The organism is Chitinophaga vietnamensis (assembly GCF_902167635.1).
In the GTDB taxonomy this organism is placed as follows: Bacteria; Bacteroidota; Bacteroidia; order Chitinophagales; family Chitinophagaceae; genus Chitinophaga; species Chitinophaga vietnamensis.
Window position 1 is genome coordinate 19,444 of record NZ_CABHMS010000007.1, and the last position, 13,666, is coordinate 33,109.

Here is a 13,666-nt window from a genome sequence, read left to right on the forward strand (position 1 = left end):
ATTGAATGCTGTTGTGGTGACTGTTGTATAGAGATAATTAATAAACTTCGTACTGGTGATCCCCCGTTTTTTTGAAATGTACTTTTGGCGCTACACTGACAGTGGAGATCACATCCAGTTTCTGTTCCAGCGTCATGTTGCTGGTAAGACTGAGGTTCAGCCTTCCCTGTCCGAGGTTGAGATGGCTGCTGAACTGCACGCCATAGAAGCTTTCCAGCTCCCACAGCGCTTGTTGAAGCGTGCTGTTATATAGTATAAGGTCCCCTTTGGTGGAGGCATTGAGCACCGCGGTATCTGTGTGACAGATGAGGGCAGTTTCATGATAATAGAACAATTGCTGCGCGGCCTGCAATGTGCCCAATACCTGGCGTTCGGTGGTCACCTGTACCTTTCCGCTGGCAACGGCGATCCTGGACGGTTGCCCCTTGATATTGCGTACCAGGAACGAGGTGCCTAATACATGTACCTGCAAGGGCCCTGATGCTACGGTGAAAGGCTTTTGCTGATCCTGATGTACATCAAAAAATACCTGTCCCTGCACTTTTACGGTACGGTCATGAGCACTGAACTGCTTTGGATATTCCAGTACGGATGCGGCGCTGAGCCATGCATGCGTACCGTCAGGCAAGATGATATCCTTGCTTTCGCCAATGCCGGTGCGGTATTGCAGCCAGGCGAGGGCAGGGGCTTTGCTTTGCGAAGGATGTTGATGCCACCACCAGGCGCCTGCGATACATAAAGGCAGTAATACCGCAGCAGCAGCCAGTGAGCGGCGCAACCAGGTAATACGGCGTTTCGGCGCCGCGCCGATATGCTGGAACACCGCTGATTTCACGGCGTCCTGTGTTTCCTGTGGCAAAGACGCCGGTGTTTCATCGGCGGCCATCTTATCCAACCAGGTGAAGAGCATCACCACTTCATCTGTGCTGCATTTGCCTTCCCGGTATTTTTTCAGTAAACGGTATATCTCTTCCTGATCCACTATCTGATCGATTTAGCAGATGATCATGTTGTTCATCTGTAGTAAAGTCACACGTCAGAAAACAGATAACTATTCCCTTATTGCACTTAACAATTAGGTAACATTGGATCAGAGAAAGAAAGAAAGGAAAGAAGATCTCAATTGTAGTTTCAGCCGCTGGTTAGCGGTATTGAGCTGGTTGCGGACAGTTTGCTCTGAAGAGCCGGTGATGCCGGCGATTTCCGCTACAGACTTATGTTCGAAGCGGCTCATATGAAATACCTGGCGTATGCGGGGAGGCAGCATGCCTACATGCTGTTGCAGCTGCGTATATATTTCTTTGGTATGTAACTGGTCGGTGGCGTTGACGGTATTTTCGTGTAAGAGTGCGGCAAACTGATGCTCATGCCGGGCGCGGATGTCTTCCCGGCGCAAAGCATTGAGGATACGGAGTTTCAGCAGGAACACCAGGAAGGCCTCCGGTTGCCGGGGCGCCGGTATGGTGCTGCGTTTCTCCCATAATTCAATAAAAAAATTCTGTAACACATCTTTCGCCATTGCCTCATCGTCGATAATGCTGCAAGTGTAGTGCATCAGCTTATCCCAATGGGTGTTGAAAATGCGCTCAAAAGCGGCAGCATCGCCACTTCGGAAATCTTCCCATAATTTGCTGTCAGACATAAATTCCCCTTTACACGTAAAACAGATAAGCACGTCAAAGGTAGGGTCAAAGCTGCTATACTATCCCCTCGCGATTTTATGTTTATGTTAATTGTTGCCCCTGCTTCATGAACGTGGTAAATCGATTTAGACTTGGTTTTTACAAGAATAAAGATATATGTTTCAATAAACGAAAGCAAGAAAAAAAGAATTATAATGTTGGCCAGTTGCGTACGAGTTCATGTAACAGTTTTTGCCCCTCGGGCCATTCGCCCAGCCCGGAATCTGCATTAATATGTCCTTTGGCGCCCAGGTTCACAAAGCGGCTGCCCCAACTTTGGGCAAACTGCTTGCTCCGGGCAATACTGCAATAAGGATCATTGGTGCTGGCCACCACAATATTACGGAAAGGTAATTTGATCATCGGCACAGGGCTGAAGCCTGTAGCCACTTTGGGAAAGTCGGCCCGCTCCGCATCCGCCGGGGCTACCAGCAAGGCGCCGGTGATATGAAGCCTTGTTTGCCGCGCCCAATGCGCCACCGCCATACAAGCGAGGCTATGCGCAGCAATCACCACCTGCGGCCCGGCCGCCTTTACATCTTCTTCTATCTGCGCCACCCAGTCGGCACATACCGGCGCGCTCCAGGAACGCTGCTCAATACGCTTTGTGCCGGGAATCGCTTGCTCCCAGAGGCTTTGCCAATGCGAAGGACCAGAACCGTCAAGGCCCGGCGCTGTAAGAACACTTATCTCCATAAGATAAAGGCGTGGTTAGTAGTGAAAGATAATAAGATAAAAATAAAAAGGTCGAAAGAATTCGACCTTTATTGCTAAATTCCACGTTATGGCACTCAGGTCCATAAAAAGTTCATCAGTTATAGATAATTGATATTGTCGGTATTGTTGGCTTTTTGAGAGAATAGTATTTGTATACAAATGTATGTGATGCTAAAACCATTGTCAAGTATTAGCAGAGATATTTTTATAAAAGCCGGAAAATAGCCGTGGTGGCCTATCTTAGGCTGTCAAGATAATTATACTGTCTCCCCTGTTATAAAATTCTGAAATTATTGATTACTTTTTTGGGAGAATCTGATACAATATGCCACGTTCATTTTTTTCCTGCCTCATCATCGTGATGGGTGGCGCCTGGCTGAATACTGCGGCCGCACAATCGTCTCCACGAACCTTAACGGTTACACTCGATTATTATTATAATCATGAATTTAAAAAAGATAAATCAGGCAATACCCAACGCTGGCACTATACCTGGGAAGACCAGGCCAGCAGCGGTTATTCCATATGGGGCCATATCTTCGACTCGCTCGGCGTAAAGCGGGATACCCTCGCCGCAGCGCCTACAGCGGCCAATTTGCAGCATTCCGATATTTATATGATCACCGATCCGGATACAGAACAGGAATCCCCTTCACCGAATTACATGAATGAAAAAGATGCAGCAGCCATCTACAACTGGGTGAAAGCCGGCGGCGTATTGGTTTTGCTGGAAAACGATTCCCTCAACGCGGAGTTCACGCATTTCAATATTCTCGCAGAACGTTTCGGCATTCACTTCAATGGCGACAGCCGCAATCGTGTACAGGGCCGTCAATGGGAGCAAGGCGCCTTCCTGATCCCGCCGCATCATGAAATTTTCCCGCATGTGCAGAAAGTGTATATCAAGGAATTATCCTCCCTCCGCATACAAGCGCCTGCCCGCGCGGTGTACAAGGATGGCGACCATGTGATCATGGCCGTTGCCAAAGTAGGCAAAGGCGCCGTATTCGCCGTTGGCGACCCCTGGTTCTATAACGAATACACGGATGGCAAACGTTTGCCCGCCGACTACCAGAACTATGAAGCCGCTGTTGATCTCAGCGCATGGCTCATCAGGCAGGCCAGGAAATAATAAAAACTATTGTTGTAAAAAATCAAGGTTCCTGCGGATACCCGCGTATTTGCTGCGTTTCAAGGGAGAGTGGCGGAAGATATGTTTGAACGCTTCTTCGCTCAACTCTTCCCAATCTTTGGTAGTGAAGTTCAATATTTCAGGGATAGGCGTAAACTCGGCCTCCTGGTGCGCTTTGGCGAAACGGTTCCAGGGGCATACATCCTGGCAGGTATCGCAGCCAAACATCCAGTTGTCGAACTGTCCCTTCATCTTCTCAGGGATCAGCTGATCTTTCAGCTCTATTGTAAAATAAGAGATACAACGACTGCCGTCTACCACGCCAGGGGCCACCAGTGCGCCGGTAGGGCAGGCATCCAGGCAACGGGTGCAGCTGCCGCAATAATCGCCCACCGGGCTGTCGTATTCCAGTGGTATATCCGTGATGAGGGTGGCGATAAAAAAGAAGGACCCCGCTTGCTTGTGGATCAGGTTTCCGTTCTTGCCGATCCAGCCCAGGCCGCTGCGCTGCGCCCAGCTGCGTTCCAGCACCGGCGCGGAATCCACGAAGCCGCGGCCCTGCACCGGCCCTATATGCTCCTGCATGCGCAGCAGCATGGTTTTGAGCCGGGCACGTATCACCTCATGGTAATCTTTGCCGTAAGCGTACTTGGAAATTTTAGGAACATCTGCCCGCTGCTGCTCCGAAGGAAAATAATTGAACAGTAAAGTGATCACCGACTGCGCCCCTTCTACCAGTTTCCGCGGATCTATGCGCTTGTCGAAATGGTTCTCCATATACTGCATAGAACCATGCATACCTTTGCCCAGCCAGGATTCCAGCCTGCGGGCATCCTCATCCAGCTGCACCGCCCGCGCAATCCCGCAATGGTCAAAACCCAGCTCCCGCGCCAGCGCCTTTATGAAAGTAGTATGTGTCACAAAGCAAAATTACGAATTACGAATTAAGAATTACGGACCACGCTACGGGTCGTAATTCTTAATTCGTAATTCGTAATTCAAATTATTTTATCTTCGCCCCGGCATTTTATCCCTGCCCCTAAACTGTATGCGCCTTATATCTGTTGTGTTTGTCGCCTGTACCTTCTTGTGTTTGACAGCCCTGAATGTCTTCTCACAAGATAGCAGCAAACTGAAATTTGGAAAAGTATCAAAAGAAGAGTTTAACGTCCAACGTGTCGAAAAAGACACAGGAGCCCACGCTATCGTGATCTCCGAAATCGGCTCCTCCGCATTCGAAACAACGGGAGGCAGCCTCCAGCTGGTCTTCAAAGTTCATCGCCGCCTCAAGATCGTAGACAAGAACGGCTATGACTACGCCACCATCCGCATTGGCCTGTATAAAAGCGATGGCAGGGAAGAAGAAAAACTGAGCAACCTCAAAGCAGCTGCCTATAATCTCGAAAATGGCGAAATCGTAGAAACGAGAATGGAGAATAAAAACGTTTTCTCCGATGCAGTAAGCAAGAACTATAACGTGAAGAAATTCGCTATACCGGCCGTGAAAGAAGGGTCGATCATCGAATATTCCTATACGATCACCTCGCCCTACTTCCAGCACCTGCGCCCCTGGACCTTCCAGAATGATGTGCCCACCCTGTGGAGCGAATACAGCGTAAGCCTGCCCGAGTATTTCGATTATGTGCAGATAGGACAAGGCTTTGAAGACTTCGCCGTGAAAACGAAGACTTCCTCCCGCACCACCTTTTCCTTCCGCGACGATTCGCGCGGCGCCACCGGCCCCTCGCAAACGTTTACCGTTACGCCAAACGTCACCACCTACCGCTGGGCACTGCGCAACGTAGCGCCTATCAGGGATGAAAATTATATCACCACCATCGATAACTATGTCAATAAAATAGAGTTCCAGCTGGCATCTGTCAACTGGCCCGAACAAGCGCCCAAGCCTTTTATGAGCACCTGGCCCAAGCTCATGGAAGACCTGCTCAAAGACGAGGACTTCGGCAGTGCACTGGATAAAAATAACGGCTTCCTCGCCGATGCAGTAGATGAAGCCATCAAAGATGCCAAAACCGATAAAGAAAAAGCAAACAAGATCTATAACTGGGTACGCAGCAATTTCACTTGTACTGATCACTCTTCGCTATGGATGAAGAAATCGCTGAAATCCTTGCTCCACGATAAATCCGGCAACGAAGCCGAGATCAACCTGCTGCTTACCGCCATGCTCAAACGTGCGAAACTGGATGCAAGCCCTATCATCCTCAGTACCCGCGATCACGGTTACGTATATCCGTACTACCCGCTGCTGTCGCGCTTTAACTATGTGATCGCCGGCGTGAACACCGGAGATGAGTTTATCAGCATGGATGCCTCGCATCCCTTGCTGGGCTTCGGTAAGCTGCTCGGTAGCGCCTACAACGGCGATGCCCGTATCGTTAATACCGATGCTACGCCTATGGTCTATTCACCCGACTCCCTGCGCGAACAGGCCTTTACCAGCGTCGTGTTCCACAAGATCGAGAACGGTGAACTGTACGGCGAATTCCAGCAAAGGCCCACCTATCTTAACTCTTACGGCATCCGTAATACCGTGAAGGAGAAAAAGAAAGAAGAATATTTTAAAACGGTAGAGAAGAATTACAATGGAGATGTAGAGTTATCAGATACAGAGATCGAAGGGTTGGACGACCTGGAATCCCCGGTGCTCGTGAGATACAACTTCAAATACAAAATAGGGGAGGACGATGTACTATACCTCAACCCCTTGTTCGGAGAGGCTTACAAGCATAATATCTTCAAGTCGATGGAAAGAAAATTCCCTGTAGAGATGAATGCCGTTTACGACGAAGTATATTCTTTCAACATGCAGGTGCCTCCGGGATATGTGGTGGACGAACTGCCCAAACCCGCTGTGGCCAAGTATAACGAAGATGAAGGCTTCTTCCAGTACCTGATCCAGCAATCAGATGACCGCATCCAGCTGCGTTGCCGTGTGAAACTTGCCAAAGCTGTTTTCCCGCCGGAGGAATATCCCACCCTGCGCCAGTTCTTCGACCTGGTAGTGAAAAAACAGGCAGAACAGATCGTCTTAAAAAAGAAAAAATAATTTATGCCGAAACATTGCATATCCATCATCTGTTTGTTGACAATGCTCGCTGGCAGCGCATTTGCCGGTGAGCCCCTATACCCCGCCAGCGCCATCCCAGCCGCCCTGAAGAAAGACGCGCATGTAGTGGTGCGCACAGATGAAACAGCCTACGAGATCAGCGATCCCGGCAACATGCGGTACACACATCACTATGTGCTCACCGTGCTCGATGAAGGCGGTGCGGATGATGTAAAATTCAGTGAAGACTATAGCAAGAATTTCGATATCCGCTCTATCAGTGGCGCGCTTTATGATGCAGAAGGCAAACTGGTGAAACGCCTGAAACAGAGTGATATCAAGGATTTCGGCTCGCCCGGCGAAGCCAGTCTGATGACCGACACCCGCTACAAGGTACACGAGTTCAATTACAACGTATATCCGTATACGGTAGAATACGAAGTGGAGATGAAAGTGAAATCTGCGTTCTACATGCAACGCTGGATACCACAGGTGCACGACGACTGGACCATTGAACAGGCGCAGCTGACAATAACCACCCCGGCGGATTTCAAACTGATGTACCGTAACTACCTGTATAACGGTCAGCCGGAAACTGCGACAGATAAGGACCTCAAAACCTACAAGTGGACCGTAAAACAAGTACCGGCGCTGAAAGAGGAGAACTATGCCGCAGAGATTTACAAACGTACCACCTGTGTATTGTTGGCCGCCGGCCAGTTCCAGATGGATCGCTACCAGGGCAGCCTCAACTCCTGGAAAGACTTCGGCGCTTTCGGTTACCAACTCAACGAAGGCCGCGATGTGCTGCCCGATAACATGAAACAGAAAGTGCATCAACTTACCGATGGCCTCTCTACAGAAAAAGAAAAGATCAGCGTACTGTATAAATATCTTCAGCAGAACTACCGTTACATCAGCATACAGCTCGGCATCGGCGGCTTGCAAACCTTCGACGCTGTTACTGTCAACAAAACGGGATATGGCGATTGTAAGGCGCTCTCCAACTATATGATGGCCATGCTCAAGGAAGCGGGCATCCGTTCTAACTGCGTATGGATAAGGGCGGGAGAAACGGAACGTTCCTTCCCGGAAGATTTCCCGCTCGACTGGTTCAACCACGTGATCCTTTGTGTACCTGGTAAAGATACTACCTGGCTGGAATGCACCAGCGGTATCCTGCAGCCGGGATACCTGGGTTCCTTTACGGCCAACAGGCCGGCCTTGCTCCTCGATGCGCAAAGCAGCCAGCTGGTACATACGCCGGCTTACGGCATCGAACAAAACCAGCAGTTGCGCCGTATCGATGCCGTGGTAGCGGCATCCGGCGATATCGACATTACGGCTGTCACGCTGCGTACCGGCGAGTTACAGGATGATCAGCGTGCAGAGTTACATTACCTCAGCCGCGAAAAGCGCCTGGAGCGGCTCAAAAGCTCCCTCGATCTTTCCAGCTACGATATTGTAGATTATAATTGCAAGGAACTGGAAACAGCGCTGCCCTCCATCGAAGAGCAACTGAAGATAGCCGGTCACAGCTACGCTACGGTAACGGGTAAACGAATGTTCCTCGTGCCTGATATCCTGAGCCGCACCTCCATCAAACTCGACAAAGATACTGCGCGACAATCGCCCATCCGTTTCATCACCTCCACCCGCATCGTCGATACTGTCGTGATCAAAATACCGGAAGGCTACAAGCTGGAAACACTTCCCGCGCCTGTCATGATGAAGAACAAATTCGGCGCCTACACCTCCATGCTCTCCGTAAAAGATAACACGATCACGTATATACGAAAACTGGAACACTACGCAGGCTCCTTCCCGCCCTCCGATTACCCTGAACTGCTCAAATTCCGCAACACCATCTACAAAGCCGACCGGAGCAGGGTAGTGCTGGTAAAGGAGGAGTAACGCGAAGGTTGTCTGGCTCAGGATTATACTGATTGAAAGGATTACCAGGATTTTTTTTATCAGGATTAATAAAGATTAAAAAAGGATTCGCGAAGATCAAATTGAAATGATCTTCACAAATCCTTTTTTAATCTTTATTAATCCTGATAAAAAAAATCCTGGTAATCCTTTCAATCAGTATAATCCTGAGCCAGACAACCTTCGCTTATTTTTCTCTTACGCTGATAGAAATATGTCTGTCTTTCTTCCTTTCTTCGTCTGGTGCGGTGGCTGCGGCTTTGGCGAATTGTGAGCCATAGCCTTGGGCGCCCAGCAGTTGTGCGGCGTCGGCGTTGAGTTTTTTCAGTGAGGACTCTACGGCTTCGGCACGTTGTCCGGAGAGTTTGAGGTTGATGGTGCTATCGCCGGTGCGATCGGTGTAGCCGCCGATCTTGATCTTTGTTTTAGGGAAGGCCTTGAGGATGGCGGCGATGTTGCCTACCTGTTTCATGCTTTCCTCGGTCAGTTCGGCGCTGCCGGTTTTGAAGTTGAGGTTATCGAAATCAAACCATACATCTTTGCCTGGTTTGCGTGAATCATCTTTGAGGAAGGTCACCAGCTGGTCTTCGATACCGCCTTTATAAGCATCGAGTGTGGTGCCGTCGGGCAGTGTCACTTTGATGCTTTCGCGTGTCTCGGTGGTAGTGGGTGTAGCTACCTGTGAACTGGCGGTGGAGTCGGTGAGCTGGCCGGTGGTAACACTGTCGCTGGTGCCGCTGCCGGTATTATGACCGCCGCCACAGCCGCGCATCAGGTACCATAACAGGATGATGGCTACCAGTATGAGTAATAAAGACCATATCCAACGATTGCTGCTACCTTGTTTAACGGTGTTAATGGTGGCATTGGCAGCATTGCTGGCGCCCGCACCGAAGCTGGATGCAAGGTTGCCTACTTTTTTGCCAAGATCGCCCAAGCTGGCCAGTCCTAATATGCCCGCGAGGTTCAGGCCACCGGGAAGCGCGCCCAGTATCTTGTCTTTCTGCGAATTGAGGAACGACATCAGGCCGCCGGCATTCAGGTTGTTCTGTGCGGCATATTGGCCTACTGTGCCCAAAGTGGCCGGTGCAGCGGATTGCAGCAGGGTGCTGGCCGATGATTCTTTAATGCCTGCATAGTTGGCCAGCATACTGGTGATAGAGCTTACCTTGTCGCCAAATAAATTTCTCAGCATATCGGCGCCCTTGCTGAGTATGCCCCCGGCGCCTCCCTGTAAGGCGCTGGTAACGCTGTTAGGATTGGCGTCGCCGGCCGCTCCCTTCACGAGGTTCAGTAATCCGCCAGCATCTCCCGTGGAATCGGCCTTATGGAACAATCCTGATAATACAACAGGCACTACGCCTGTCAACGCCTTCTGTATTCCCCCTTCACTCTCTCCTAATTGTGAGGATGCCTGACTGATTACATTACTGTTAAAAAGATTTTTTGCACTTTCTAATAAGTCAAAAGACATAATTGTAGGGTTTAATGATGAAGAAAAATATCGGGAACGGCTTTGCCGCTGGTCGAAATTCACAGACGATCGCTTCGGATTTCTATAACAATAAAGCATCCCGTCTTGTTTGAAATATCGCTACAATTATTGGTCTATGACTGGTTTACAGAGATATCTGTTTGATAATCAATTTTGAAGAAGAAGTTTTTTGATTTAGAGCAAACTAACATATTATAAAAATCACAACGATGTTACGGCCAAAACAAAAAGATTAAAGCATAACTTTAAAGAAAGACGGATCATGAGAAATGGACTACTCATCGCACTCGCCTTTGTGGTAGCAGGTTTCACAGCCTGTAAACACGGCGGCGGCAACGACAGGAAGATTACTATTGCCTATGTAAACTGGGCCGAAGGCATAGCCTTGACACAACTTGCCAAAAACCTGCTGGAGAAAAAGGGTTATACCGTGACCCTTAAAAATGCAGACGTAGCCCCGGTATTCGCCGCGGTAGCCGGTGGCGACGCCGACGTTTTTATGGACACCTGGATGCCCGCCACCCACAAAGATTACATGGACAATTTCGGCAGCAAGGTCACCATCCTCAACACCAACTTCGACGGCGCTAAAACAGGTCTCGTAGTACCGGACTATGTCAACATCAACAGCATCGAAGAACTCAACGCTGCCAAAAAACACTTCGGTGGTAAAATAATCGGCATAGATGCCGGCGCTGGCATCATGAGCAAAACACAAGATGCTATCAAAACATACCACCTCGATCTCCAACTGCAATCTTCCAGCGAAGCAGCCATGATGGCCACTCTCAAAAAGTGCATCGACGAAATGCAACCCATCGTCATCACCGGATGGGCGCCACACTGGATGTTCGCACGCTATAAACTTCATTTCCTCGAGGACCCTCTGAACACCTTCGGCAGCGAAGAAAAAATACTCACCATCGCCAACAACGAATTCAGTGTACGCGATACCGTCGCCGTCAACTTCTTCCGCAAATTCCAACTCAACAGCCAGCAACTCGGCTCCCTCATGGGCTCCCTCGCCGATGCCGATGGCAAAGAAGACGCCGTCATCGAAAGATGGACCTGGGAGAACGCCGAATGGATAAAAAATATGGCTCAGGATTAAATGATTAGAAGGATTAGCAGGATTTTTTTACAGGATTAACAAAGGATTCACGAAGATTATTTCGAAGATCTTCGCGACGATAGCCCCTCGTTAATCTTCTCATCAATCTCCTTAAATCTTTATTAATCCTGTAAAAAAATCCTGCTAATCCTTCTAATCATTCAATCCTGAGAAAGACAGCCTTCGCTGGTTTCTAAATATTTCCACTTTCTCCCCGCTATGCTTCTCCGCTGCGCGCAGCAGGTCTTTGATGTTGTTCACTGGCGTATTGCCTACTTTCAGGATTACATCGCCGGCTTGCAGTCTGGCATTGAAGGCCTTGGGCGTTTCCACAATATATACGCCGTTATTGTCAGGAAGGCCGGTGGCGGAACGTTCGCCGAGTGTTTCTATGTTCTTGATCTTGCCGCCTTTCCAGTTGATGATCTTGCCTTGTGCTTCGCTGCTGTGGCGTAATACGGGGAGGGGCGGGCGCTGGGCAATCGCTTTCAGGGCAGGAGAGGTAACGCCGAAATCAGTGGTGGAAAAATTTTTGAATCCAATGGCTAATGCAGGAGAGGTGCGGCTCACGCGGTAGTCGCCGGTGGCAGGCTGCACGAACTGCGGATCGCCGGCATGTGAATGTGCATCGGTGCCGCTGGACTGCGCTGCTGCTAAAGCGCGACTGTCGGGGAAGAGGTTATAATCGATCTCGTCGCCCCAATAACGGATGCCAATGGGCTTATAATCGCTGGTAACAATATTATGCCGGAAGTTATCGTGGCTATCCTGAAACCACACATGCGGATGAAAAGAGTTGTTAAGCATAATGTTGTTTTCTACGGTACGGTAAAATCCTTCGCGCAGTTTGAGGCCGCCGTTCAGGCAAACGTTTTCATAGATATGGTAGTTGGAGGAACCATCGTCCAGGTCTATATCCCAGCCATGATCGCAGCGGAAACGATTGTGATAAAGCACATTGGTGTACATGGCATCCTGCTTTACCATCCAGGGATGTATTGCGGCAAGACTATCCATCTCTTTCCGGTCGGGATACCACCAGCGGTCGCGGCCCCAGGAGTTGAAAGCGCCATGGTCGCCGGTTTCCAACACCGTGTTGAATACGTCGTTATATTCGATCAGGTGCCCGCCCCAGGTGCCTTCACTAACGTTGATGCCTGCACGCGGAACATCATAAATGGTATTATGGGAAATGACCAGGCGCATCGACATCGATATCTGGATGCCCGCACTTTGTTTTTCTATGCGCCCGGTACGATAGATGAGGTTATCGACAGCGGTGCAGGAATCAGGATAGTGGCTGGTTTTAGGGCCGGCAAGGGTATCTGTCTCCTCAAATTTTCTCGATTGATTGTATTCAAACAAAGGAGAGCGCACCGCGTCAGGATTACCGACAAAGCAGATGCCGCTGGCGCCTGCATCATGAATATGATTGCCGGAGATAAGATGATGACGGTTATAATTACTGAGGAAGATGGCATTGCCGCCGTTGTGATCAAATTCGCAATCATGGATGGTGCAATAGGCCGCGCCATCCAGCAGTATAGCGCCGCCACGGTAGATGGCCCAGTCGCTGCGCAACAGAGGTTCTCGTGTATCCATGAACGTTGGTGCAGTGTGCGCAAAGCGAAGCCCTTCGATGCTTACATTTTTTACGGGCGCCGCTGCACTGCCTTTAAGTACGATCACCTCCTTGTGCCTGGAAACCGTAACAGTGGCCTTTTTCAGGTCAAGGCCAGCTGCAGGCTTGTAGTAAAGTATTTTATGAGCGGCATCATAATACCATTCATGAGGCGCATCTAGTTCTTCAAATATATTCTCTACAAAGCGGTATTGGTGGTGCATCCCCATCTGGCGGTTATTCTGATAGCCGCCTTCGAGCTGTAAGGCGCCATCAGCATTTACCCCGGTGATACGGTAATGATAACCGCCCCATTCAGCGGCATGCAAGGCATGTACGTAGCCGCCCTCGGGGTGTTGCCATGTTTTTACACGCGCCGGGCTGATGGCATCGGCAGCAGTGCCATTATAATGCTGTGCGCTACTGTCGTAATTAGGATAACGGGCGCGTACCTGCTGCCGGTCATTGATATATAACTGATCAAACTGGAAAGGCAGGTCCAGGGCTGCTTTATAGATGCCGTTCTTCCACGGTTCCCATTGCACTTTTACTGGCAGTCCGCCACTCAGCGTAGCTTTGCCATCGCCGTAGAAAATAATATGTCCTTTACCGTTAGTAAGCGTACTGCTGATCTCCAGCGGCGTTTCCAGGTAATGTGTGCCTGGCTCAAAAAATACGCGGATGTCTTTATCGGGTTGCTGTTGGTGCAGGCGTTCCAGTTCGCCTTTCAGGCGACTGGCGGTTATGCCCCGGTTGCCGGTGCTTACCTTTATATCGTAATGTTGTTGTGCATAGAGTACAGGCGTTACCGTTACTAACGTGGTCGCATATACGAGAATAGATAGCAGTCTTTTCATGTGTTGGTTTGATAAGAGCTAATTTAAGTCGCCCTTAGCGCCCATGTTA

At 49.6% G+C, this 13,666-nt stretch carries 10 protein-coding genes; 4 read left to right on the plus strand and 6 right to left on the minus strand.

Translation table 11 applies throughout. The features are described from left to right. Positions 1-37: 37 nt before the first annotated feature. From FPG75_RS18800 to FPG75_RS18810, 3 genes are all read right to left on the minus strand, one after another. Positions 38-982: a FecR family protein gene (locus tag FPG75_RS18800; protein ID WP_143308833.1), complete on the minus strand. Its 945-nt coding sequence runs from the start codon at positions 980-982 to the stop codon at positions 38-40. A gap of 108 nt (positions 983-1,090) precedes the next feature. Then, positions 1,091-1,642 carry an RNA polymerase sigma factor gene (locus FPG75_RS18805; protein ID WP_143308835.1) on the minus strand — a complete coding sequence of 184 codons (552 nt, stop codon included), beginning with the start codon at positions 1,640-1,642 and terminating at the stop codon, positions 1,091-1,093. 190 nt (positions 1,643-1,832) lie between these two features. After that, on the minus strand, positions 1,833-2,378 hold the full coding sequence (locus FPG75_RS18810) for an RBBP9/YdeN family alpha/beta hydrolase (RefSeq protein WP_143308836.1): 546 nt from the start codon (positions 2,376-2,378) through the stop codon (positions 1,833-1,835). Positions 2,379-2,724: 346 nt separating this feature from the next. Here FPG75_RS18810 and FPG75_RS18815 point away from each other — a divergent pair, with 346 nt between their 5' ends. Then, positions 2,725-3,531 carry a DUF4350 domain-containing protein gene (locus FPG75_RS18815; protein ID WP_143308838.1) on the plus strand — a complete coding sequence of 269 codons (807 nt, stop codon included), beginning with the start codon at positions 2,725-2,727 and terminating at the stop codon, positions 3,529-3,531. A gap of 6 nt (positions 3,532-3,537) precedes the next feature. Here the strand turns inward: FPG75_RS18815 and queG are convergent, their stop codons facing one another. Continuing rightward, entirely contained in the window at positions 3,538-4,452 is a 915-nt protein-coding gene (gene queG / locus FPG75_RS18820) for a tRNA epoxyqueuosine(34) reductase QueG (protein ID WP_143308840.1), read from the minus strand. A gap of 127 nt (positions 4,453-4,579) precedes the next feature. On the opposite strand from queG, the gene FPG75_RS18825 reads away from it, so the two are divergent. Together FPG75_RS18825 and FPG75_RS18830 are read left to right on the plus strand one after the other, a co-directional pair. After that, on the plus strand, positions 4,580-6,601 hold the full coding sequence (locus tag FPG75_RS18825; protein WP_143308842.1) for a DUF3857 domain-containing protein: 2,022 nt from the start codon (positions 4,580-4,582) through the stop codon (positions 6,599-6,601). 3 nt (positions 6,602-6,604) lie between these two features. Continuing rightward, the gene (locus FPG75_RS18830; protein ID WP_143308844.1) at positions 6,605-8,515 is read left to right on the plus strand and encodes a DUF3857 domain-containing protein; all 1,911 of its coding nucleotides are present in this window, start codon (positions 6,605-6,607) and stop codon (positions 8,513-8,515) included. Positions 8,516-8,720: 205 nt separating this feature from the next. Here the strand turns inward: FPG75_RS18830 and FPG75_RS18835 are convergent, their stop codons facing one another. Then, a complete protein-coding gene (locus FPG75_RS18835; RefSeq protein WP_161596847.1) occupies positions 8,721-10,007 on the minus strand; it encodes an OmpA family protein in 1,287 nt (428 codons plus the stop codon). A 283-nt stretch (positions 10,008-10,290) separates the two neighbouring features. Between FPG75_RS18835 and FPG75_RS18840 the strand changes: the two genes are divergently transcribed. Beyond that, positions 10,291-11,139 carry a glycine betaine ABC transporter substrate-binding protein gene (locus tag FPG75_RS18840; RefSeq protein WP_143308848.1) on the plus strand — a complete coding sequence of 283 codons (849 nt, stop codon included), beginning with the start codon at positions 10,291-10,293 and terminating at the stop codon, positions 11,137-11,139. Between the two features lie 153 nt (positions 11,140-11,292). Here the strand turns inward: FPG75_RS18840 and FPG75_RS18845 are convergent, their stop codons facing one another. Then, entirely contained in the window at positions 11,293-13,617 is a 2,325-nt protein-coding gene (locus FPG75_RS18845) for a PDZ domain-containing protein (protein ID WP_143308850.1), read from the minus strand. Positions 13,618-13,666 lie beyond the last annotated feature (49 nt).

Bases quoted from the DNA above. Each gene is read 5' to 3' on its own strand.
- FPG75_RS18810 (WP_143308836.1), bottom strand. From the start codon at position 2,378: ATGGAGATAAGTGTTCTTACAGCGCCGGGCCTTGACGGTTCTGGTCCT.
- FPG75_RS18805 (WP_143308835.1), bottom strand. From the start codon at position 1,642: ATGTCTGACAGCAAATTATGGGAAGATTTCCGAAGTGGCGATGCTGCC.
- FPG75_RS18845 (WP_143308850.1), bottom strand. From the start codon at position 13,617: ATGAAAAGACTGCTATCTATTCTCGTATATGCGACCACGTTAGTAACG.
- FPG75_RS18830 (WP_143308844.1), top strand. From the start codon at position 6,605: ATGCCGAAACATTGCATATCCATCATCTGTTTGTTGACAATGCTCGCT.
- FPG75_RS18825 (WP_143308842.1), top strand. From the start codon at position 4,580: ATGCGCCTTATATCTGTTGTGTTTGTCGCCTGTACCTTCTTGTGTTTG.
- FPG75_RS18840 (WP_143308848.1), top strand. From the start codon at position 10,291: ATGAGAAATGGACTACTCATCGCACTCGCCTTTGTGGTAGCAGGTTTC.
- FPG75_RS18815 (WP_143308838.1), top strand. From the start codon at position 2,725: ATGCCACGTTCATTTTTTTCCTGCCTCATCATCGTGATGGGTGGCGCC.
- FPG75_RS18835 (WP_161596847.1), bottom strand. From the start codon at position 10,007: ATGTCTTTTGACTTATTAGAAAGTGCAAAAAATCTTTTTAACAGTAAT.